The organism is Rhodanobacter sp. ANJX3, from assembly GCF_014200755.1.
Classification (GTDB): domain Bacteria; phylum Pseudomonadota; class Gammaproteobacteria; order Xanthomonadales; family Rhodanobacteraceae; genus Rhodanobacter.
In genome coordinates, this window is record NZ_JACHCM010000001.1 from 845913 (window position 1) to 866505 (window position 20593).

21 protein-coding genes are annotated in these 20593 nt (G+C 63.8%); 6 read left to right on the top strand and 15 right to left on the bottom strand.

Going from position 1 to position 20593, the window contains the following annotated elements; genetic code table 11:
• Window positions 1-117: 117 nt before the first annotated feature.
• Together yhbY and HDE76_RS03680 are read left to right on the top strand one after the other, a co-directional pair.
• Window positions 118-414 (top strand): ribosome assembly RNA-binding protein YhbY, encoded by a 297-nt coding sequence (yhbY, locus tag HDE76_RS03675; RefSeq protein WP_184505719.1) that lies wholly within the window; start codon window positions 118-120, stop codon window positions 412-414.
• Entirely contained in the window at window positions 414-806 is a 393-nt protein-coding gene (locus tag HDE76_RS03680) for an Mth938-like domain-containing protein (protein WP_184505469.1), read from the top strand. Before yhbY ends, HDE76_RS03680 begins: the two co-directional genes overlap by 1 nt.
• A gap of 11 nt (window positions 807-817) precedes the next feature.
• On the opposite strand, the gene HDE76_RS03685 is transcribed toward HDE76_RS03680, so the two are convergent.
• The 4 genes from HDE76_RS03685 to surE all read right to left on the bottom strand — a co-directional run bounded on the left by HDE76_RS03685 (window position 818) and on the right by surE (window position 4046).
• On the bottom strand, window positions 818-1801 hold the full coding sequence (locus HDE76_RS03685) for a peptidoglycan DD-metalloendopeptidase family protein (protein WP_255481441.1): 984 nt from the start codon (window positions 1799-1801) through the stop codon (window positions 818-820).
• A 140-nt stretch (window positions 1802-1941) separates the two neighbouring features.
• Complete coding sequence (locus HDE76_RS03690; protein ID WP_184505473.1) at window positions 1942-2550, bottom strand: VTT domain-containing protein; 609 nt, start codon at window positions 2548-2550, stop codon at window positions 1942-1944.
• Complete coding sequence (locus tag HDE76_RS03695; protein ID WP_184505475.1) at window positions 2550-3245, bottom strand: protein-L-isoaspartate(D-aspartate) O-methyltransferase; 696 nt, start codon at window positions 3243-3245, stop codon at window positions 2550-2552. Before HDE76_RS03695 ends, HDE76_RS03690 begins: the two co-directional genes overlap by 1 nt.
• Before the next feature lie 3 nt (window positions 3246-3248).
• A complete protein-coding gene (surE, locus tag HDE76_RS03700) occupies window positions 3249-4046 on the bottom strand; it encodes a 5'/3'-nucleotidase SurE (RefSeq protein WP_184505477.1) in 798 nt (265 codons plus the stop codon).
• 168 nt (window positions 4047-4214) lie between these two features.
• Here surE and HDE76_RS03705 point away from each other — a divergent pair, with 168 nt between their 5' ends.
• Window positions 4215-4760 (top strand): Smr/MutS family protein, encoded by a 546-nt coding sequence (locus HDE76_RS03705; protein WP_179476909.1) that lies wholly within the window; start codon window positions 4215-4217, stop codon window positions 4758-4760.
• A gap of 13 nt (window positions 4761-4773) precedes the next feature.
• Here the strand turns inward: HDE76_RS03705 and truD are convergent, their stop codons facing one another.
• The 7 genes from truD to HDE76_RS03740 all read right to left on the bottom strand — a co-directional run bounded on the left by truD (window position 4774) and on the right by HDE76_RS03740 (window position 11294).
• The gene (gene truD / locus HDE76_RS03710) at window positions 4774-5847 is read right to left on the bottom strand and encodes a tRNA pseudouridine(13) synthase TruD (protein WP_184505479.1); all 1074 of its coding nucleotides are present in this window, start codon (window positions 5845-5847) and stop codon (window positions 4774-4776) included.
• 45 nt (window positions 5848-5892) lie between these two features.
• A complete protein-coding gene (ispF, locus tag HDE76_RS03715; RefSeq protein WP_304624545.1) occupies window positions 5893-6366 on the bottom strand; it encodes a 2-C-methyl-D-erythritol 2,4-cyclodiphosphate synthase in 474 nt (157 codons plus the stop codon).
• The gene (gene ispD, locus HDE76_RS03720; RefSeq protein WP_343205639.1) at window positions 6366-7070 is read right to left on the bottom strand and encodes a 2-C-methyl-D-erythritol 4-phosphate cytidylyltransferase; all 705 of its coding nucleotides are present in this window, start codon (window positions 7068-7070) and stop codon (window positions 6366-6368) included. The genes ispF and ispD overlap by 1 nt, the downstream gene beginning before the upstream one ends.
• Window positions 7071-7072: 2 nt before the next feature.
• Window positions 7073-7411 (bottom strand): cell division protein FtsB, encoded by a 339-nt coding sequence (gene ftsB / locus HDE76_RS03725; protein ID WP_179476912.1) that lies wholly within the window; start codon window positions 7409-7411, stop codon window positions 7073-7075.
• A gap of 19 nt (window positions 7412-7430) precedes the next feature.
• Window positions 7431-8729: a phosphopyruvate hydratase gene (eno, locus tag HDE76_RS03730; protein ID WP_179476913.1), complete on the bottom strand. Its 1299-nt coding sequence runs from the start codon at window positions 8727-8729 to the stop codon at window positions 7431-7433.
• Between the two features lie 61 nt (window positions 8730-8790).
• A complete protein-coding gene (gene kdsA / locus HDE76_RS03735) occupies window positions 8791-9624 on the bottom strand; it encodes a 3-deoxy-8-phosphooctulonate synthase (protein ID WP_184505481.1) in 834 nt (277 codons plus the stop codon).
• Window positions 9621-11294, bottom strand: coding sequence for a CTP synthase (locus HDE76_RS03740; protein WP_184505483.1), 1674 nt, complete (start codon window positions 11292-11294; stop codon window positions 9621-9623). Before HDE76_RS03740 ends, kdsA begins: the two co-directional genes overlap by 4 nt.
• A 144-nt stretch (window positions 11295-11438) precedes the next feature.
• Here HDE76_RS03740 and HDE76_RS03745 point away from each other — a divergent pair, with 144 nt between their 5' ends.
• On the top strand, window positions 11439-13283 hold the full coding sequence (locus HDE76_RS03745) for an aminopeptidase P family protein (protein WP_179476916.1): 1845 nt from the start codon (window positions 11439-11441) through the stop codon (window positions 13281-13283).
• Between the two features lie 7 nt (window positions 13284-13290).
• Here HDE76_RS03745 and HDE76_RS03750 read toward each other — a convergent pair whose 3' ends face one another.
• On the bottom strand, window positions 13291-15996 hold the full coding sequence (locus HDE76_RS03750) for an EAL domain-containing protein (RefSeq protein WP_179476917.1): 2706 nt from the start codon (window positions 15994-15996) through the stop codon (window positions 13291-13293).
• A gap of 112 nt (window positions 15997-16108) precedes the next feature.
• Window positions 16109-16885 carry an iron-containing redox enzyme family protein gene (locus HDE76_RS03755; RefSeq protein ID WP_179476918.1) on the bottom strand — a complete coding sequence of 259 codons (777 nt, stop codon included), beginning with the start codon at window positions 16883-16885 and terminating at the stop codon, window positions 16109-16111.
• Between the two features lie 529 nt (window positions 16886-17414).
• Here HDE76_RS03755 and HDE76_RS03760 point away from each other — a divergent pair.
• Window positions 17415-17627: a hypothetical protein gene (locus HDE76_RS03760; RefSeq protein WP_179476919.1), complete on the top strand. Its 213-nt coding sequence runs from the start codon at window positions 17415-17417 to the stop codon at window positions 17625-17627.
• Window positions 17628-17721: 94 nt separating this feature from the next.
• On the opposite strand, the gene HDE76_RS03765 is transcribed toward HDE76_RS03760, so the two are convergent.
• Together HDE76_RS03765 and HDE76_RS03770 are read right to left on the bottom strand one after the other, a co-directional pair.
• Window positions 17722-18111, bottom strand: coding sequence for an MAPEG family protein (locus HDE76_RS03765; protein ID WP_179476920.1), 390 nt, complete (start codon window positions 18109-18111; stop codon window positions 17722-17724).
• Between the two features lie 97 nt (window positions 18112-18208).
• Window positions 18209-19084, bottom strand: a complete 876-nt coding sequence (locus tag HDE76_RS03770) for a metal-dependent hydrolase (protein ID WP_179476921.1) — start codon at window positions 19082-19084, stop codon at window positions 18209-18211.
• Window positions 19085-19413: 329 nt separating this feature from the next.
• Between HDE76_RS03770 and HDE76_RS03775 the strand changes: the two genes are divergently transcribed.
• Complete coding sequence (locus tag HDE76_RS03775; RefSeq protein ID WP_184505485.1) at window positions 19414-20538, top strand: membrane dipeptidase; 1125 nt, start codon at window positions 19414-19416, stop codon at window positions 20536-20538.
• Window positions 20539-20593: the final 55 nt, after the last annotated feature.

The window sequence follows — 20593 nt, forward strand, 5'->3', positions numbered from 1 at the left end:
CAGGAACAGTACTGAAGATCGTCCATCGCCTGTGACGGCCGAATGTTTTTCGACGTGCGGCTTGTAGACGCATGATACCCTTAGATGTCGAATGACAGCGAATTGAGTACGTACGACATGGCCCTTTCCTCCTCGCAGGTCCGTTACCTGCGCAGCCTCGCCCACGATTTGAGCCCGGTGATCCTGCTCGGCAACAAGGGCGCCAGCGACGCGGTCGTCAAAGAGCTCGGCCTGGCACTGAATCAGCACGAACTGGTCAAGGTCAAGCTGTCCGGCGGCGACAAGGAAGAGCGCGAGGCCCAGATCGAGACCCTGAGTGTGGGTACCGAGGCCGAAATCATCCACAAGATCGGCCACGTCGTGGTGCTTTTCCGGCGCAATATCGACGAACCAAAGATCGCCCTGCCGCGCTGATGGACCTGTCACTCGATCAAACCGATGGCTATCTGCTGGTGCGCCGCGTGGGCGCACAGAGCATCACGTTGCTTGATCGTGAACTGAGTTGCAGCTTCCTGCTGGCGCCGGATCAGGCGATCGAAAACTGGACGGTGGATGCCGCCAGCCAGCTGGGTGCCGACCATGTCGAGGCCATGCTGGCATTGCAGCCGGAGCTGGTGATTCTGGGTACCGGCCTTCGGCAGACATTCCCTTCGGCGGCCTTTATGGCCGGATTCCTGCGCCGGAACATCGGCATCGAAGTGATGGATAACGCCGCCGCGGCACGCACCTACAACTTGCTCGCCGGCGAGGGGCGACGGGTGATTGCCGGATTCATCCTGCCGACCCCGTCACTGCCGTCGAGCTAACTTTCCGGTTTTCAATGCGGCGGCAGGTAGCCGAGAGGATCGACCGGGTTGCCATCCTTGCGAATCTGGAATTCCAGTTCATTGCGCGCGGCGCCGGTAGAACCCATTTCGGCGATCTGCTGGCCGGCCGTCACGCGCTGACCTTCCTTCACCAAGCGCTTGCTGTTGTGTCCGTAAGCCGACAGGAAGCTGTCGCTGTGCTTGATGATGACCAGCTCGCCATAACCCACTAGCCCGTTGCCGCTGTAGACCACCACGCCATCGGCCGCCGCGCGTACCGCGTCGCCGGCATTGCCGCCGATCTCGATACCGGGGATCGCATCGCCGGGCTGAAAGCGCTTGATCAAGGTGCCCTGTGCCGGCCAGCGCCAGGTGACGCCGCTCACCGCGCGCGCGGGGCCGGTGGAAACCGCCTGCGCGGGCGCTGGCGGTGGCAGCACGGCAGGCGAAGGCGTCTTTACGCCCGCCACCGGAACGACGCTGGTTGTAGCGGCGGTTGCCGGCATCGCCGGTTTGGGCGGCGCCGCGACGGCGGGCGCAGCCGCAACGGTTGCCGAGCCTGGCGGTTTTGCACCGGACGATGCGGCCGCTGGCGCGGTGACCGGCTCGAACATGGGCGTCGATGCGGCCGGCGGAGCCGACGCCGCATGCACCGGCACCGAAGTCTGGGCGATTGTCGAAGATGGCGGCGCAATCGGAGCGGTCGGGCGAGTGCCGGCAACGGCCGCTGGCGTCGTGGCCGGAGACAGCTTCAGCCGCTGGCCCGGATGAATCGTGTAAGGCGCGGCAACGCCGTTCCATTGCGCCAGATCGCGAAAGTCCACCTTGTTGCGAAAGGCAATCGAATACAGCGTATCGCCCTTCACCACCTGATAGCTGCCGCCGGGAATCGAGGTATGCGCAGCCTGCGTTACGACATTTCCGCTGCTGTAGTTGCCGCCAGCCGCCGGCTCGACGACCACCGAACTGTGCATGGTGCCGCACGCAGCCAGCATCGTCGATGCGATCGCAAGCGCCAGCAACGGCAAAGGTCGGCGTGTAACCAGTCGATTCAAGGTCGTTCCATTCATGGGGGGCAGCATACCGAGGCGCCATCCTTTTTTCATACCAGACCGCTCCACTGCACGAGCGGCGCTCAACGCAGCCAAACCCACCAGACCAGCAGCAGCCCGAGCAGCACCAGCGCGGCCCAGCCGATCCACTCGATATATTTATGCAGAATGCGTTCGGCCCGCTCGCCGAACAGGCGAATCAGCAGCGCAAGCAGCCATACCCGCTTGCCACGCCCGATCCCGATGCAGGCGAGGAACGGCAGCACCGGCACGCCGATGATGCCGCAGGCCCAGGTCACGAACTTCATCGGTACCACCGGCTGCAGCGCTGCCAGGATCAGCACGCCGAACAGCCCCCACCGATGCTGCGCCATCTGCTGCCGCAGCACGGTTACACCCTGCTCGATCGGCGCCAGCAGGTGCAGCGAATCGAGTACCGGCCGCAACGCCTGAAACGCCCAATGCCCCAGCGCATATCCGACCAGCGCACCAAGCAGCGAAAACAGCAGGCTCAGGTTCGCGAAGTGGAAGGCTTTGTGCCGTTTGCCCAACATCATCGGCGCCAGCATCACCTCCGGCGGAATCGGAAAGATGAAGGCTTCGACGAAGCTCAATCCGGCAAGGTAGTAAATCGCTTTCGGGCTGCGCGCCCAGACCAGCGCCTGGGCATAGAGTTTTCCAAACAGCCGCATCAGCCGATCCCGCCAAGCAAGGGTACGAAGCTCACCGGGCCCAGCTCTTCCTGGATGAAGTCGCCTTCGCCATCGCCGCGCATGCGGATCAGGGTCTGGCTGCTGGCCGAACCGACGGGTGCGACCAGCACGCCGGTGGGCGTGAGCTGGTCCAGAATGCGGGTGGGAATCGTATCGCCCGCCGCGGTGAGGATGATCGCGTCGAACGGCGCCTCGTCCGGCCAGCCGAGCTTGCCGTCGTCGTGCTTCGAACGCAGATTGGTAATGCCGAGCTGGCGAAAGCGCCGCCGCGCCTGTCGCAGCAGCTCCTCGATACGCTCGACCGTGAAAAGCTCCGGCACCAGGGCCGCGAGCACGGCCGCCTGATAGCCCGAGCCGGTACCGATCTCCAGTACCTTCTTCGGCATGCCCTGTTTGGCATCGAAGTGCTCCAGCAGCACTTCGGTCATGCGCGCCACTACCCATGGCTGCGAAATGGTCTGGCCGTGGCCGATCGGCAACGCGGTGTTTTCGTAGGCGCGCGAATGCAGCGCCTGATCGATGAAGTGATGACGTGGCAGGTCGCGAATCACCTCGATCACCCGCGGGTCGCGAATGCCGCTCTCTTTCAGGCTCACGGCCAGGCGATCACGTGCGCGCTGCGAGGTCATGCCCTCGCCTTTCAGCTCAGCCGCCGGCAATCGATAGACGGTCATCGCTCAGACCACCTCGTGCGCGTTGGTGCGGTCATGCTTCACGCTGTCGCTCAACTCCTCGATCCAGCTGCTGACTTTTTCCAGCGCCTGAAAGCGAGTGAGATCGACGTGAATCGGTGTGATGGAAATAAAGCCACGCTGCACCGCGTTGAAATCGGTACCGGGACTGTCGTCGTCGACCTCGCCCGCCGGGCCGATCCACCAGATCGGTCGACCGCGAGGATCGATCTGCGCCACCGAAGGCGCCGCACGATGCCGACGGCCAAGGCGGGTCACTTCGAAACCCTTAATTTCCGACCAGGGCCGATCGGGCACGTTGACGTTGAGTATCGTGTCGGCCGGCAGCGGATCGACCAGCAGGCGCTGCATCAACAGCAGCACGGCCTGCGCTGCGCAGTCGTAATGGTGGCCGTTGTGATCCTTGGTCACCAGCGACACCGCGATCGCCGGCAGTCCGAGGAAGCGCCCTTCCATCGCCGCCGACACCGTGCCGGAATAGATCACGTCGTCACCGAGATTGGCCGAATTGTTGATGCCGGACACGACGATATCGGGCTCTTCATCGAGCAGGCCGGCCAGTGCCAGATGCACGCAGTCGGTCGGCGTGCCGGCCACACGGAAGTAGCCGTTGCCCATCGGCAGCACGCGCAGCGGCGAATCCAGCGTCAGCGAGTTGCTGGCGCCGGAGCGATCGCGATCGGGCGCCACCACGGTTACTTCGCCGACTTCGCGCAGGCGCTCGGCAAGCACGTGGATGCCGGGGGCATCCACACCATCATCGTTACTGACCAGAACTCGCATGTTGCTCCGTTGAAAGCTGACGGTTGCGCGCAGCGGTGATTTCGCGACACGTCTTAACTGTTGAAGTCTACCGGAGCGAGTGCCCGGTTTCACACGCCGTAGACTGCGCGCGTCGACTGCGGCCATGCGCATTCGCACCATCACGCACGCTTTGGTTAGCATGGGGCCATGAAGCGCCGCGCATCCGCACCGATCAATGACGACGACAGCCGGCTGTTTCGCGAGTCGATCGGCGAGGTGCGCAAGCTCGATTCCGTCGTCCCGCCACCTGCAGCGGCCAAACCGGAACCACGTCCGCACATGTTCGAAGCGGACGAGGCCGCGGTGCCCGGCGAGCTGCTCGACATGGCGTTCGATCCGGCCGTGCTCGAAGTGGGCGAGGAACTGAGCTATCTGCGCGACGGCTATTCGCCCAAACTGCTGCGCCAGCTCAAGCGCGGTCAGTTCAGCGTGCAGGACGATATCGACCTGCACCAGATGAACGCCGCGGCGGCGCAGTCCACCATCATCATGTTTCTCGCCGAAGCCAAACAAAACGGGTTGCGCTGCGTGCGCATCGTGCACGGCAAGGGCCTGCGCTCGCGCGCCGCCGGGCCGGTATTGAAAGGTCTGACCGATCGCATGCTGCGCCGGCGCGACGACGTGATCGCCTTTGCCTCGGCGCGTCCGGCGCAAGGCGGCACCGGCGCTGTCGTCGTATTGCTGAAAGGCTGAGCGCCTGCGCCGATCAGCTCTGCGCCAGTTCGCGCACCACGACCGTAGCGTACGCGCCGGCCGGCAGTTCGAAAGACAGTTCCAGCGCATCCTCCTCCAGCCAGCGCCATGTCAGATCGGTCGGCACCAATCGCAGCGGCCGGCGCTCCTGGTCCATGCGGGCGGCGACCAGACCCGCCGCCAGATCGCTGTAACTTTCAGCAATGGATTGCTCCAGCGCACCGGCCGCTCCCTTGCTGGGCAGCTCGCCCTGGCCCCACAGCGGACCGGACGGATGAATGTCCAAACGCGCCAGCCGCTCGGCCAGCACCTCGCTGAAAGGCTCCGGCCCGAACCACGAGCGCGAGCCGGCCAGGGCCCAGATGTCGCCGTCGAGCGGGCTGTCCCACGCGTCCCTCTCGACACGCGCGGCCAGCACGCTGTTGAATATCTGCGACCGCGCCGCCGAAAGCAGAAACGAGCGCTTGTCGCGCTCGACGCGGCGCCCGGCGAACATGGCGCGCGCCTGCGCCACGTTGCCGCCTTCGCGACCGAAGCGCTGCTCGCCGTAGTAGTTCGGCACACCGCGCCTGGCGATCTGCTGCAATACGTGCTCGGCAGCATCGCGGTCGCCCTGCACTTGCCTCAGCACCAGCACGAAACGATTGCCACGCAGCGCGCCGCGCTTGAGCTTGCGCGAATGCCGCGTGGCCGCCAGCACTTTCACGTCGGCATGCGGAAAAGTCGACCAGTCCGGGTCAGGCTTGCCCGCCAGTTGCACGGAAAAGGTCTGCCGCGTCACCGCGTGCCGATCCTTCATGCCGGCATAGCCGACGGCTACCTGCGCTACGCCGGCGAATTTCGCCAGCTCTCTGGCTACCCAGTCGGTGTTGGCACCGCGTTTTTCCACCCACAGCAGCGCATGTTCGCCCTGGCCGTCGGCGTCGTAACCGAGTACTTCCTCGACCCGGAAATCGTCGGGCGTGCTGCGCAACTGTGCTTTGAGCGGCGGCACGCCATAGGCCCACGGCAGTGGCGTGTTGATCGACGTGCTCTCGGCGGGCTCGCGCGACCTCGCTTGAACGGGAGTCTCTTCGGATTCGGACATGACGCTCCACCGGCAACGCCGGCATTTTGATGATTCAACGAGCGCTCAACGGCGCTCGAGCAGAACGGTGGCCTGCGCGGCGATGCCTTCGCGGCGGCCGGTGAAGCCGAGCTTCTCGGTCGTGGTGGCCTTGACGCTGATGCGGCTGACTTCGCTATCGAGATCCGCCGCCAGGCATTCGCGCATCGCCTGCGCGTGCGGGGAAACTTTGGGTCGTTCGCCGATCACCGTGATATCGGCATTGCCCAGCGCATAGCCGTGTTGCGCCATCAGCATGGCCGCATGACGAAGAAACTGGCGACTGTCCGCGTTGCGCCAGCGCTCGTCGCTCGGCGGAAAATGCACGCCGATATCGCCCAGCGCCAACGCGCCGAAAATCGCGTCGCACAGTGCGTGGATGACCACGTCGCCGTCCGAATGCGCGATCACGCCATGACTGTGCGGCACGCGCACACCGCCAAGGGTGACGTGATCGCCTTCGCCGAACGCATGCACGTCAAAGCCGTTACCAATGCGCATCATCCCGTCCTCGCGAGCAGAAACTCGGCTAGCGCAAAATCCGCCGCCGTCGTGATCTTGATATTGTCCTCGGCGCCTTCGACCAGCAGCGGCGCGAAGCCGGCCTGCTCCATCGCCATCGCCTCGTCGCTGACCTTGACGCCGCGTGCGGCGACATCGTGCAAGGCTGCACTCAACTGGCCACGACGAAACATCTGTGGCGTAAACGCACGCCATCGCTCGTCGCGCGGCTCGGTGGCCATGCTGCGCGACGCGTCGTTGACGCGCTTGAGGGTGTCGCGCAGTGGTGCACCAAGCAGGCCGCCATCCACCGCTGTGCAAAGATCGATCAACCGGCTGATATCGGCCTGCCGCACGCAGGGCCTTGCCGCGTCGTGTACCAGAATGAAATCATCGGCGCCCACATTGGCGGGTAAGGCCTCGAGTCCGGCCAGCACCGAATCGCTCCGCTCGGCACCGCCGATGGCGGTGAACACCGGCTTGCCGTGCAGCGAGTCGATTGCGGGCCAATGCACATCCGACGAACCAAGCGTCACCAGCAGCCCGGCGATGCGCGGATGAGCCGCGAGGCGCTCGAGCGTGTGCAGAATCAGCGGGCGCCCGGCCAGCGGCAGATATTGCTTGGGGCAGTCGCCGCCGACCCGCGTGCCGCGTCCGGCCGCCGGCACCACGCACCAGAAAGAGCCGCTTGTAAGTGTCGGCACACTCACGGCTGGCCGGCTTGCGCCGCCGTCGATGCCGCTGCTGGCTGCACTGACGAAGCCGCAGCCGGCGCCTCGACCACCTGATAAAAGGTTTCGCCCGGCTTGATCAGGCCCAGCTCGGTACGCGCGCGAGCTTCGACGGCCTGGTCGCCGTGCTTGAGATCCTGCACGTCGGCGCCCAGCGCCTGATTGCGCTGAGTCAGACGATCGTTTTCATCGCCCTGTTTCTTCACCGCGACGCGCAGACTGTCGACGTCGCGCATGCTGCCCGCGCCGGACCACAGCTTCAGCTGCAGTCCGACCAGGATGAGGAGCAAAACCAGGGCGACCCAGCGCAGCATCGGCAGTCAAACGCCCCGCTCAGCCGGGCAGCTTGCTGAGATTGGGGAACGCACCGCGACCGGCATAACGCGCGGCGGTGCCAAGCTGCTCTTCGATGCGCAGCAGCTGGTTGTACTTCGCCACGCGATCGCTGCGGCAGAGCGAACCGGTCTTGATCTGGGTCGCCGTGGTGGCCACGGCGATGTCGGCGATCGTGGTGTCTTCGGTTTCGCCGGAGCGGTGCGAGATCACCGCCGAATACCTGGCCGCGTCAGCCATCTCGATGGCTTCCAGCGTTTCGGACAGCGTACCGATCTGGTTGACCTTGATCAGGATCGAATTGGCGATGTGCTTTTCGATGCCTTCGCGGAAGATCGCCGGGTTGGTCACGAACAGATCGTCGCCGACCACCTGGATGCGATCGCCGATGGCGTCGGTCAGCAGCTTCCAGCCATCCCAGTCGCCTTCGGCCATGCCGTCTTCGATGGTGACGATCGGGTACTGCTTGGCCCAGCCGGCCAGCAGGTCGACGAACTGTTCGGAGGTGTACTGCTTGCCTTCGCCGGCCAGATCGTATTTGCCGTTCTTGTAGAACTCCGAGCTGGCGGCATCGAGCCCGAGCAGAATCTCGCTGCCGACCTTGTACCCGGTTTTACCGATCGCTTCGAGGATGGTGTCGAGCGCCTCGATATTGGAACGCAGGTTCGGCGCGAAGCCGCCTTCGTCACCCACCGCCGTGCTCAGGCCGCGACCGTGCAGCACGCTCTTCAGCGCATGGAAAATCTCCGCGCCGGCGCGCAGTGCCTCGGCGAAGTTCGGCAGGCCGACCGGCAGCACCATGAACTCCTGCACGTCGATATTGTTGTCGGCATGCTCGCCGCCGTTGATGATGTTCATCATCGGCACCGGCAGCGCACCCGGCTTGCCGTTTGAAAGATACTTCCACAGCGGCTCTTTGCGCGACGCGGCCACCGCGTGCGCGGCTGCCATCGACACACCGAGCAGTGCGTTGGCGCCGAGCTTGCCCTTGTTCGGCGTGCCGTCGAGCGCGATCAGCTTGGCGTCGAGACCTTTCTGGTCGACCGCATCGAAACCCTTCAGCGCATCGGCAATCGTCGTGTTGACGTTGGCCACCGCGTTCTTCACACCCTTGCCGCCGTAGCGGGCTTTGTCGCCGTCGCGCAGCTCGACCGCCTCGCGCGATCCGGTCGATGCGCCGCTCGGCACCGCGGCGCGGCCAAAGCTGCCGTCGCTCAGGGTGACTTCGGCTTCCAGCGTGGGATTACCGCGTGAATCGAGGATTTCGCGGGCGTGAATGTGAGTGATATCGGTAGTCATGGAGTTCCTGTCTGGACGGTGCTAACGAAAGGAGTCACGCGCGCCAAAGCGGCGCCTGCGCTTAAAGCGAATCTTCGAGAAAGGCGTGCCGCTTGGTGACCGCATCCAGCGCCATCAGCGTTTCCAGCAGCGCTTCCATCTTGCCCAGCGGCCACGCGTTCGGGCCGTCGGAAAGTGCTTTGCTCGGATCGGGATGCGTTTCCGCGAACAGCCCGGCAATCCCGACCGCCACGGCGGCGCGCGCTAGTACCGGCACGAACTCGCGCTGGCCGCCGGAGCTGGTGCCCTGGCCTCCCGGCAGCTGCACCGAATGGGTCGCATCGAAGACCACCGGGCACTGGGTTTCGCGCATCACGCTGAGCGAGCGCATGTCCGACACCAGGTTGTTGTAGCCGAAGCTCGCGCCGCGCTCGCACACCATGATGTCGTCGTTGCCCACGGCCTTGGCCTTGGCCACCACGTGCTTCATGTCCCACGGCGCCAGAAACTGGCCCTTCTTGATATTCACCGGCTTGCCAGCGCGCGCGACCTTCTGGATGAAGTCGGTCTGCCGGCACAGAAAGGCCGGCGTCTGCAGCACGTCGACCACCGAGGCGACCTCGTCCATCGGCGTGTACTCGTGCACATCGGTAAGTACCGGCACACCGATCTGGCGGCGCACTTCGCCGAGAATGCGCAGGCCCTCTTCCAGCCCCGGGCCGCGAAAGCTTTCGCCGGACGAACGGTTCGCCTTGTCGAAACTCGACTTGAAGATGAAGTTGACACCGAGCTTGCCGGTGATCTCCTTCAGATTGCCCGCGACGTCCAGTTGCAGCTGCTCGGACTCGACCACGCACGGGCCGGCGATCAGGAACAGCGGCTGGTTCAGCCCGATTTCGAAACCGCACAATTTCATGCCATGGACTCCTGCTGGGCCAGACGATGGCCGTCGCGCACGGCCTTGTACTCACGCGCGGCGCGGACAAACCCGATAAACAGCGGGTGGCCGTCGCGCGGCGTGGAGGTGAATTCCGGATGCGCCTGGCAGCCGAGGAACCACGGGTGCGCCTGCGGCGACAGCTCGACGATTTCCACCAGCAGGTCGTCCATCGACTTGCCGGAAATCACCAGCCCTAGATCCTCGAACGCCTGGCGGTAGCGATTGTTGAATTCGTAGCGATGGCGATGGCGCTCGGCGATCACATCCTGGCCGTAAAGCTCGCGTGCCAGCGTGCCGGCCTTGAGGCGGCACTCCTGCGAACCCAGGCGCATGGTGCCGCCGAGGTCGGAGCGATCGCTGCGCTGTTCGACTTCGCCCGTGGCGGTGGTCCATTCGGTGATCAACGCGATCACCGGATCGGGCGTATTGCGATCGTTCTCACTGGAATCGGCCTCAGGCAGATTCGCCACATGGCGGGCAAAGTCGATTACCGCCGCGTGCATGCCGTAGCAGATGCCGAAGTACGGCACGCCGTGCTCACGCGCATAGCGGGCGGCCAGAATCTTGCCCTCGAAGCCGCGCTTGCCGAAGCCGCCCGGCACCAGAATGGCATCGACATCGGAAAGCACCGCCGCGGCACCGTCGGCCTCGATCTGCTCCGAATCGATCCATTTCAGATTGACTCGCGTCTGCTGCTTGATGCCGCCGTGGCGCAGGGCTTCGCCAAGCGACTTGTAGGCATCCTTGTGCTCGACATACTTGCCGCAGATGGCGACGGTGATCTCGTCTTTCGGATTCACCACTGCGTCGACCGTGCGCTGCCAGGCGGAAAGATCAGCCGGCTTGGCATCCAGGCCGAGGCGCTTCACCACGATGTCGTCCAGGCCCTGGCTGTGCAGCCACAGCGGCGTCTTGTAGATCACGTCGACGTCGACCGCGCTGATCACCGCCTGCTCCGGCACGTTGGTGAACAGGGCGATCTTGCGACGCTCGCCCTCGGGCAGCGCCTGCTCGCTTCGGCACAGCAGAATGTCGGGCTGAATACCGATCGAGCGCAGCTCCTTCACCGAATGCTGGGTCGGCTTGGTCTTGATCTCGCCGGCGGCCTTGATATACGGCACCAGGGTCAGGTGCATGAACACCACTTTTTCGGGGCCGTGTTCGATGCGCAGCTGACGAATGGCTTCGAGGAACGGCAGCGACTCGATATCGCCGACCGTACCGCCGATCTCGACCAGCGCCACATCGAAGCCGCGCGTGGCCTCGTGGATGCAGTGCTTGATCTCGTCGGTGATATGCGGGATGACCTGCACGGTGGCGCCGAGATAGTCGCCGCGGCGCTCCTTGCGGATCACGCTTTCATAAATCTTGCCGGTGGTGATGGAGTTCTTGCCGGCAAGGCGGGTGTTGACGAAACGCTCGTAGTGGCCGAGATCGAGATCGGTTTCCGCGCCGTCGTCGGTCACGTAGACCTCGCCGTGCTGGAACGGGCTCATGGTGCCGGGGTCCACATTGATGTACGGGTCGAGCTTCATCATGGTGACCGAAAGCCCGCGGGCTTCCAGAATCGAGGCCAGTGAAGCCGCAGCAATGCCCTTGCCAAGCGAGGACACCACACCGCCGGTGACAAAAATCAGGGGGGTCATGGAAAGTAGCCGTGCTGGAAATAGGCATTTTAGCGGCAGAACCGTCCCGCTGCGAGAGAGCATTTAATATTCGACCGATTTAATTCATCCACGGCGCTGTCGCAGCGCGTGAAAAGGCGCCGGATCGCCTGCTAGCATGAACGCATGACCTCTTCCGCCATCTCCCCGATTCCCGGCCGTCTGGCCGCCTTGCGCGCCGCCATGCAGCAGCATCGTGTCGCCGCCGTACTTGTGCCCAGCGCCGACCCGCATCTTTCAGAGTACCTCCCCGACCACTGGCAGGCACGCGCATGGCTGTCCGGTTTCACCGGTTCCGCGGGCACGCTGATCGTTACGGCCGACCATGCCGGGCTGTGGACCGACTCGCGCTATTTTTCGCAGGCCGAGCAGCAGCTGGCCGGTACCGGCATTTCGCTGATGAAGCTGCAGGTGCCTCACGCGGCCGAACACCTGGCGTGGCTGCAAAAGCATTTGCATGAGGGCGACGTGCTGGCAATCGCGGGCGACAGCGTGGCGGTGAATACGCAGCGACAGATCGAGAAAAAGTTGAGCGACCGCGGCGCCACCCTGCGCACGGACCTCGATCTGCCAGGTGCCATCTGGAGCGATCGCCCGGCGCTGCCCACCGCTCCGGTGGTGGCGCACGATGCGGCCTTTGCGGTGATTCCCCGCGCAGAAAAGCTCGCCCGCGTGCGCGACAGCATGCGCAAGCTCGGCGCCACGCATCACCTTATTTCCAGCCTCGACGATATCGCCTGGCTGACCAACCTGCGCGGCAGCGACGTGGAATGCAACCCGGTCTTTCTGGCACACCTGCTGATCGAAGCCGGCGGCCACGGCACGTTATTTGTCGCGCGCAGCAAACTCAGCGATGCGCTGGTCGGCGCGCTGGCCGCCGACGGCATCGCGGTCGCCGATTACGCCACGATCACCTCCGCGCTCGCCGATCTGGGCGCGCAAGATAGTCTTTTGCTGGACAGCGGCCGCATCGTCAGCACCATCGACGCCGCCATTCCTGCGGCGGTCAAGCGCATCGAGGCTGCCAACCCCAGCACCGCGATGAAAGCGCGCAAAAGCGCCGCCGAACTCGACCATGTGCGCGAAGTGATGCGCCGCGACGGCGCCGCACTGGTTTGCGCCTTCCGCCGGCTGGAACAGCGTCTCGCCGCCGGCATGGCGCTGACCGAGCTGGATGTCGACACGCTTTTATATGAGGAGCGCTCGATCCAGCCCGGCTACGTCGGCAAGAGTTTCGACACCATCGCCGGTTACCAGGCCAACGGCGCCCTGCCGCACTATCGCGCCACGCCCGAGCAGCACAGCCACCTGCAGGCCAAAGGCCTGCTGCTGATCGACTCCGGCGGCCAGTACCACGGCGGCACCACCGACATCACCCGCGTGCTGGCGCTGGGCCCGACCACCGACGAGCAGCGCCGCGATGCCACCCTGGTGATGAAGGGCATGATCGCGCTGAGCCGCGCCCGTTTTCCCAAGGGTGCCAGCGGCCCGCAGCTCGATGCGCTGGCGCGGGCGCCGCTGTGGGCCTCGGGCATGGATTATGGCCACGGCACCGGCCACGGCGTGGGTTATTTCCTCAACGTGCACGAAGGCCCGCACGGCATCCGTCCGCCGGTGTCCGGCAGCGCGCTGGTGGCGCTGGAGCCGGGCATGATCAGCTCGATCGAACCGGGCCTGTACAAACCGGGCCGCCACGGCATTCGCCACGAAAACCTGGCCGTGGTGATCGAAGCGGATACGACCGAATTCGGCGAGTTCTACGCGTTCGAAACGCTGACACTGTGCCCGTTCGATCGCAACGCGCTGGAAATCTCACTGCTCAATCCGGAGGAACGCGCCTGGCTCGACGACTATCACGCCAAGGTGCGTGCCGCACTGAGCCCGCTGCTGGAAGAGGCAGACCTGGAGTGGCTCCATCGGCACTGCGCGCCGCTGCAGGTCGCATCCAGGGACGCCGCGGTCGCCGCGTAAAGCCTGGCTAGGTACGCTTGGGCGGTACGAGCCTGAGCTTGGTGACCCCCGGCGTGGCGCTTGGGCGCAGCAGCCGTTCGATCTTGCTCGGGCTCACGGGGTAGGAATACAGATAACCCTGCCCTTCCATGCAGCCGGCGCGCAGCAGAAATTCGTGCTGCGCCTCGGTTTCGATGCCTTCGGCAATCGTCGTGAGGCCCAGAGCCTTCGACATCGCCAGCATCGCCTCGGCAATCGCCACGTCACCGGCGTTATCCGGTAAGCCGGTGACGAAGGAGCGATCGATCTTCAAAAACGCCACGGCCGGCAGCTTGAGATAGGACATCGAGGAATAGCCGGTGCCAAAATCATCGATCGCCACGTCGATGCCCAGCGTGTGCAGCATGTGCATCGTGCGCTCGGTATCTTCACCGAGGCGCAGCATGGCGCTCTCGGTGATCTCCAACAGCAGCCGCTGCGCCGGAACGTGGCGCGCCAGCAGCGTGCGATGGATGCCTTCGACAAAGGCCGGCTGACCGAACCAGCGCGCGGAAATATTCACCGCCACCCGGATTGCCGGCACGCCAGCGAGATCCCACGCCTGAATCTGTGCGCAGGCCGCCTGCAGCACCCACTCGTCGATGCGTCGGATCATGCCCAGGCTTTCGGCCATGGGGATGAACTCGCCGGGCAATATCTCGCCGCGCTCGGGATGCTGCCAGCGCAGCAGCGCCTCCACTGCCACGATGCGCCCGGTGCGCATTTCCACGCTGGGCTGGTACACCAGATAGAACTCGTCGCGAGCCAGCGCCTGACGCAGCTCGCTGGCCAGCTGCAGGCGCTTGCGCGTATTGGCGTGCATCATCGGCGAGTAGAAGCGGTAGGCATTGCGCTCCTGGGTTTTCGCCGCGTACATCGCCGCGTCGGCATTGGCGATCAGCGACGACGCGTCGGTGCCATCCAGCGGAAAACCCGCCACGCCGATGCTGGCGCTCAGAAAAATTTCGTACTCGTCCACCACAAACGGTTCGGACAGGCTCGCCAGCAGCCGGTTGACGATCGGCCGGGCGTCCTCGCGCAGGCTCAGTCGATGCAGCAGCACGGTAAATTCGTCGCCGCCGATGCGCCCGGCCATATCGCCCTCGGCCAGTTGCTGGCTGATCCGCTCGGCCACCTTCACCAGCAAGCGATCGCCGATCGCGTGGCTGTAGGAGTCGTTGACGATCTTGAACGCATCCAGGTCGATGAACAGCACGGCGATGGCCATGCGCTCACGCGCGGCCACGGCAATCGCCTCGCTGCAGTGGCGCTCGAACTCCGAGCGGTTGACCATGCCGGTGAGCGGGTCGTGCCGCGCCAGATGCTCCAGCCGACGCTGGTTGGCCTTGCTGGAAAAAATGTTGGTGAACACCGCCACGTAATACTGCACATTGTTTTCCGCATCGCGGATGGCGCTGATACTCAGCTGCTCGGGGTACGTGCTGCCATCGCGCCGCGTGCTCTGCACTTCACCGAGCCAATTGTGTCCCGCGGCGATGTTTTTCCAGATCGACAACGGCAGCGGGGAGCCGTCCGGCAGCGTGCGGGTATCTTCGAAGGGCTTGCCCAACAGCTCGCGCGTGGTGAAACCGGTGATGCCGGTGTGCGCCATATTGGTCGACACCACCCGCCGGTCGGCGTCGGCGATGATCACGCCCTCGACGATGCTGGCCAGCGCCTCGGCCGCCACGCGGCGCTCTTGCTCCATCGCCACCCGCTCGGAGATGTCACGGATGATCGCCTGGCGCACGGACGTCCCGCTCCAGTCGACCAGGCTGCTCTGCGTTTCGACCGGACGCTTGCTGCCATCGGCATTGAGCAGCGCGTTGACGGTCGGGCGACCTTCCTTGCGAGAAATCTGCTGGGTGAACAGGTGCACGAAGCGGTCGCCGACCAGTTCATCCCAGCGGCGCCCAGTCCATGCGCTGGCCGCCTGGTTGGCGTCCAGTATCCGGCCGCTTTCTTCGTCCACCATCACGATGGCATCGGCCGCACTGTCGAATACCAGGCGATAGCGCTCCTCGCTGCCACGAATGCTGTCCAGAATGCGTCGCGCCATGCGTACCCACAAGACGGCCGCGAGCAGGAACGCGCTGAGCACGCCCCAGAACAGCACGCGGCCCAGCCAGATCGCACCGTTGACCACTTCGACAGAGAAAAGCTGGGTGCGCGGCTCGATGAACGTATTGAGCGTATTGATACGCTCGCGCTGACGCTCGATCTCGGTCTGTGACATGGTCCCCGCGCCGTAGCCGCGTTCGAGCTCTCCGGCTACCACGTTGAGTTCGGCGATCTTATCGTCGGTGGAGCGCCAGGCATTCAACGCCTCGTTGATATGCGGCGCCGAGGAAAAGTGCTCCAGCATAAAGGTCATGCCCGGCCTCGCCGCCGGCATGATGCTGCCGCGGCGAAATACGTCCTCGATCACCGCCTTGTCGAAATGACCCGAAGCGATGGCATCCCGACCGAAACGATCGGATTCAAGCACCCCGAAGTTGTGCTTGAAACTGGCAAGCGACGTCGCATCGCCTTTGACAGCGTAGTTGCTCAGGTCGATCACGGCCTGCTTCTGCGCCTTGGACCAAAGACTCTCGCTGTTGAGAAAACCAGCGAGAGTTATCTGGACCTGCAACACAATCCAGGTCAACGCCATGATCAGCACGATGACAACCGCAAGCGCGTAGGCCAACGGCATTAACCGCTTTGAAAGAGGCCTCTTGAGACTCGCACCGATGAAACGCATCGATTGCCTTTTGGTTTGATTAAGCCTCGGCGATCCTTCTCGCAGTATGCATCCAGTAGCTACATCAAGCTGCGGCCTCGTTCACCTTACCGAAGCTCCACTGACGCTGGATACAGCGATCCCCAAGAAGAATCATGCTCACATAGCTACGTTTGATGCACTCGGCCAGATGGGCGACTTCAACAGGCGAAGGGTTCGTACCCATGATGGTACAGACAATTTCCAACGCCTCCCACGGATGCGTGTCATCGTAATCAGCGTGCAGGTGAAGCCAGCGCAAGCTGCCCGCACGAATCGATGGATCGAAGCTCTCCCGGTACTTTGTACTCTGATAAATCATGGCTGACCACTCGCCAGTGACACCCTCGATGGCATAGTTGGTGGCAATCATGCCTGCCGCCAGCGTCCCGCGCGAGCTGACTTCTTCGCACCAGCGCAACAGGCCATCCGTGCCGTGCGGCGCGTCGGTATGAAGAAGGTCGTCACGCGAGACACCCGCCCCCTCGGCCCAGTTGATCCAGTACTCGGCATGGTTCTGCTCGACGCGGATATTACGCACCAGCCAGCGTCGTGCCATGTCGTCACCGGCGCTGCGTCCATAACGGGTCTTCAGCAGGTTGAGCGCCATAAAGCTGGGAAAGCGCTCGATGAAGGGCCACAGGCCTTTCATGAAGTTGGCGGTCGACTCGCGATCGAGCTCCAGATTCATCATCATCTTCCAGATTTCGTGGTCGATGACGCGTGCCTTGGTCTTGGCGCAGTCGGCGATCATGTCCTGTGCCCACTGCGGATAACTGCTGATTTCGGTGAGGGGGCCGGTACGTTCGAAATGCGTGTTCATGTAAAACTCCTTTGCAATAGCGGCCGTCGTTGCTCGACGACTGCGTGAATACGGCGTGGGACAGTCCACGCCGCTGTGACTCCGGTCATCGGACGGAACAGATCACCGGAAACCTTGAAAGGCCCCGCCGAATCGGCGGTATGAGAAAAGCACGTGGTTTTGAAGATGGCGATAGCCGTTCGTGCGCGCCAGCGCGCTTTTTCGGCAAGCATGTACAGGACCTGCCGTCCAGGCATGCAGTCGCAAGAACGCGGCGCACGATGCGGCCGCGCGTGCGCCATACGCGAGCCGAATCATCACGTTGATCGACGCGACGCGCGCTTCGCAGGGCGCTGACGGACCATCGATACGCATGATTTACTGCGGCTAACCACGCACGATAAATTCCAATCCACGAGAGCAGCCCTGACCACAAGCGGCTGGCTTCTAATCCCACGGTGCCAACCCTGCCAGCCAGCGCACGGCGAGACGGAGCCAATCTCGGGGCTCACAGCGCTATCGACGAAATCGCCCCAGAGGCGTCATCGACATGGCTCGATCCTCTCTCAGTCCACTGCCGGATGCAAACCGAAAGCCGCATGTGCCGCACGCCCAGGTGGAAGTTGCAGCCAGCACCGCCGACGTTTGGCCCTACCGCGCTATGTCGACCCCTGTGCGGCCCAGCCTGATCGGTTTTGCCGCGCCGCTGCCGGGCATCAGCGTCGTGGTGCTGGTGCTGCACGCCGCACGGATTCCGGTCTAAGCGGCTGTTTACGATCTCCCGGCGCGGGCTACGTGGAGATCATAAACAGGCTCTAAGCGACCAGACGCCAAACTACGCTGCGATGACATAGCCCTTAATACAGCGCTTCGATCACCTGCAGAAAACCCCAGAACGCCACGATCCACACTGCGGTACGCACATAGGGAATGCCAGCTGCGTAAACCGGCCAGTACGCCGCGCGCGCCCAGAAATAAACCTGCGCGCCAAGCGCCGTGTGATCTGTGTTGCGATGGGTCAGCACCACGGCCAGCACCGCGGCGGCGAAAAACGGAAAGGTTTCCAGAAAATTCCGGCTGGCGCGCTCGGCGCGTGCGGCCACGCCGACCAGCGGTTTGGCGTCGCCCTCGCGGTTGCCGGCGTTCCATCGGATCCCGCGCTGCGCGGTAGCCAGACAGGCCGCGACAAGCACGTAGGCCAGGCCCAGCGCGATGGACCAGGCCAGCATTTTTATCTCGATGGTCATCGTACGGCTCCGCGGCATGGTGGTTGAGGGATGCCCCGATCGAATCATCTTCGGCGATATGGCGCCAGCTCAGCTACCTAAGACTTGCGAACCCGGATCAGCCGGCGGCAGCCGCCCATGCCTTCGCCTGCGGCAAAGGCTTCGCTTTCGCCAGCTCGTCATAGTGCCGGCGCGTGGCTTCAACGAGCTTGCGGTTGTCGTGCTTCCACGGGTGATACCCCGGCACGAACCACGACAGCCACTGGCTGCCGATGCGGGTGATCGGACCGGGCGACACGAATAGAAAGCCCAGCAGGCGCAGCCAGCCGCGCCAGTCTTTCTGCGTGCCCTCGGCCTTTGAAATACGCCACATGAACTGCCACACCCTAAAAGTGAACAGCCCGGTGACGAACAGCATGGCGCGAGTGCGGCGCAGGTACTGTTTCAGCGGCGAACCGCCGACGCGTCGAAACACGTCGAACGCCACGCCCTTATGTTCGGTTTCCTCCAACGCATGCCATTGCCAGATCGCCGCCATACGTGGATCCGATCTGTGCATGGTTCCGGGATGACGCAGTATCTGATCGGCCAGCATTGCGGTGAAATGCTCCAGGCAGATCGTCACCGCAAGCTGACCTAGCGGCGGAAGCTTCTTCGCGCGATTTTCCTGGAACGTCTTCAGCACCTGTACCAGCTCTTTGGCGCCGATGCCCTGCTTCTCCAGACGATCGTTGTATTCGAGATGCTCGCGACTGTGCATCGCCTCCTGTCCGATAAAGCCGCTCACTTCGGCGTCGAGCACCGGGTCATCGGCGATCTGAGCACGGAACGCGCGCACGCTGTCGATGAAAAAACGCTCGCCGTCGGGAAACATCAGCGACATCGCGTCGAAAAAGCGCGTCTTGTGCGCATCCCCTTCGACCCAGAAACGCGGGATATCGGCAGCCATATCGAAATGCAGATCGCGGCGGACAATGGTCGGCGAGTGGCTCATGACACTTCCACGTATTGGTATCTCGGGGCAAAGCTAGGCGCATCGGCGCCAGGTTTCAAGACATCGTGGCGCAAGTGCCTGTTTCGCTAGCTGAAGATGCGGGCTTTGTTCAGCCTCTGGCGTAGCGGCGGTATCGGCAGTGAACCAGCGGACCGCGCCTTTTCGAAGGACGACACCGCTGTCCGCTCGGACACCTGCGATAGTCCGCGGACACCATGCTGAGATCCGGATTGAGTGCCCGCGCCACGCCGCGGCTGGCACGATAGCTGCCAGGAGCTCAATGCGTCATGCAATCCGGCGCTCCACACTGACTTCTCGAGACCCCAACCATGACGATAGATCGGCGCGAATTCCTGAAACTGTCATCGGCCTTGGCGGCCGGCATGGTTCTGGCGCGAACAGCACGGGCCTCGACGAAGGTATCGACCGTCGGTGCTTTTCCCGGAAGTGCCACCCTCATCGACGGCAACCTGGTCCCGCCGTTCAATGACGCGGGTGGCGCGCTGGACGAAGCCACCGCCAAGGCGGTGCTGTCATCCGGCCTGACCGCACTGAAGGCGACGATCGGCGGCAGCGGCAACGACTTTGTCCAGACCAGTTCGGAAATGGACGACTACGACAAAGGCATTCGCGCCAACCCGCATATCTATATGAGGGTCAGCGAGCCGGCCGATTTTCTCCAGGCCAAGCGCAGCGGCAAGGTCGGCATCATCTATTCGTTCGAAGGCGTGGAGATGCTGGAAGGCAAGATCGAGCGCATCGACCTTTTTCGCGCGCGCGGCGTGCGCGTGATGCAGCTTTCCTACAACAAGCCCTCGCCGTTCGCGTCCGGCGTATTGAGCCCGCAGCCATCGGAGGGACTGACGCCGCTCGGACGCGAAGCCGTGCAGCGAATGAACGCGCTGGGCGTATCGCTGGACCTCAGCCACTGTGACGAGTTATCCACGCTGGCCGCACTGGCCGCATCGGAAACGCCCGCACTCATCACCCACGCCGGCTGCTCCGCTGTCTTTGCCAACCCGCGCAATAAAAGCGATGCCGTATTGCGCGCGATGGCGGCCAAAGGTGGCGTGGTCGGCATCTACGACCTGTCGTTTCTGGCGCGGGCGCCGAAGCAGCCGACGCTGGACGACTATCTTCGCCACATAACCCACGCCTTGAACGTCTGCGGAGAAGATCACGTCGGCATCGGCAGCGACGCCATGCTGATGCCGTTCGATACCTCGCCGGCCAATATGGTGGAGTGGAACAAGATCATCGTCGCGCGCAAGGCCAGTGGCGTGGGTGCCCCGGGCGAAGGGCCACCGCCTTTCGTGGTCGGGCTCAATCGCCCCGATCGATACCGCATCATTGCCCAAGGTCTGACCAAGCGTGGTTACACGCCGCGCATCGTCGACAAGGTGCTCGGCCTCAATTTCCAGCGAGCGTTTACCGACACCTGGAAGGCGGCATGAGTCAACCCGCGCCGCTCGCGGAAATCGCGGCAGTAAACCTTTGGCCGCTGCGCCG

Excerpts from the sequence above, each read along its gene's own strand:
- yhbY (WP_184505719.1), top strand. The coding sequence starts at position 118 with ATGGCCCTTTCCTCCTCGCAGGTCCGTTACCTGCGCAGCCTCGCCCAC.
- HDE76_RS03680 (WP_184505469.1), top strand. The coding sequence starts at position 414 with ATGGACCTGTCACTCGATCAAACCGATGGCTATCTGCTGGTGCGCCGC.
- HDE76_RS03685 (WP_255481441.1), bottom strand. The coding sequence starts at position 1,801 with ATGCTGGCTGCGTGCGGCACCATGCACAGTTCGGTGGTCGTCGAGCCG.
- HDE76_RS03690 (WP_184505473.1), bottom strand. The coding sequence starts at position 2,550 with ATGCGGCTGTTTGGAAAACTCTATGCCCAGGCGCTGGTCTGGGCGCGC.
- HDE76_RS03695 (WP_184505475.1), bottom strand. The coding sequence starts at position 3,245 with ATGACCGTCTATCGATTGCCGGCGGCTGAGCTGAAAGGCGAGGGCATG.
- surE (WP_184505477.1), bottom strand. The coding sequence starts at position 4,046 with ATGCGAGTTCTGGTCAGTAACGATGATGGTGTGGATGCCCCCGGCATC.
- HDE76_RS03705 (WP_179476909.1), top strand. The coding sequence starts at position 4,215 with ATGAAGCGCCGCGCATCCGCACCGATCAATGACGACGACAGCCGGCTG.
- truD (WP_184505479.1), bottom strand. The coding sequence starts at position 5,847 with ATGTCCGAATCCGAAGAGACTCCCGTTCAAGCGAGGTCGCGCGAGCCC.
- ispF (WP_304624545.1), bottom strand. The coding sequence starts at position 6,366 with ATGCGCATTGGTAACGGCTTTGACGTGCATGCGTTCGGCGAAGGCGAT.
- ftsB (WP_179476912.1), bottom strand. The coding sequence starts at position 7,411 with ATGCTGCGCTGGGTCGCCCTGGTTTTGCTCCTCATCCTGGTCGGACTG.
- eno (WP_179476913.1), bottom strand. The coding sequence starts at position 8,729 with ATGACTACCGATATCACTCACATTCACGCCCGCGAAATCCTCGATTCA.
- kdsA (WP_184505481.1), bottom strand. The coding sequence starts at position 9,624 with ATGAAATTGTGCGGTTTCGAAATCGGGCTGAACCAGCCGCTGTTCCTG.
- HDE76_RS03740 (WP_184505483.1), bottom strand. The coding sequence starts at position 11,294 with ATGACCCCCCTGATTTTTGTCACCGGCGGTGTGGTGTCCTCGCTTGGC.
- HDE76_RS03745 (WP_179476916.1), top strand. The coding sequence starts at position 11,439 with ATGACCTCTTCCGCCATCTCCCCGATTCCCGGCCGTCTGGCCGCCTTG.
- HDE76_RS03750 (WP_179476917.1), bottom strand. The coding sequence starts at position 15,996 with ATGCCGTTGGCCTACGCGCTTGCGGTTGTCATCGTGCTGATCATGGCG.
- HDE76_RS03755 (WP_179476918.1), bottom strand. The coding sequence starts at position 16,885 with ATGAACACGCATTTCGAACGTACCGGCCCCCTCACCGAAATCAGCAGT.
- HDE76_RS03760 (WP_179476919.1), top strand. The coding sequence starts at position 17,415 with ATGGCTCGATCCTCTCTCAGTCCACTGCCGGATGCAAACCGAAAGCCG.
- HDE76_RS03765 (WP_179476920.1), bottom strand. The coding sequence starts at position 18,111 with ATGACCATCGAGATAAAAATGCTGGCCTGGTCCATCGCGCTGGGCCTG.
- HDE76_RS03770 (WP_179476921.1), bottom strand. The coding sequence starts at position 19,084 with ATGAGCCACTCGCCGACCATTGTCCGCCGCGATCTGCATTTCGATATG.
- HDE76_RS03775 (WP_184505485.1), top strand. The coding sequence starts at position 19,414 with ATGACGATAGATCGGCGCGAATTCCTGAAACTGTCATCGGCCTTGGCG.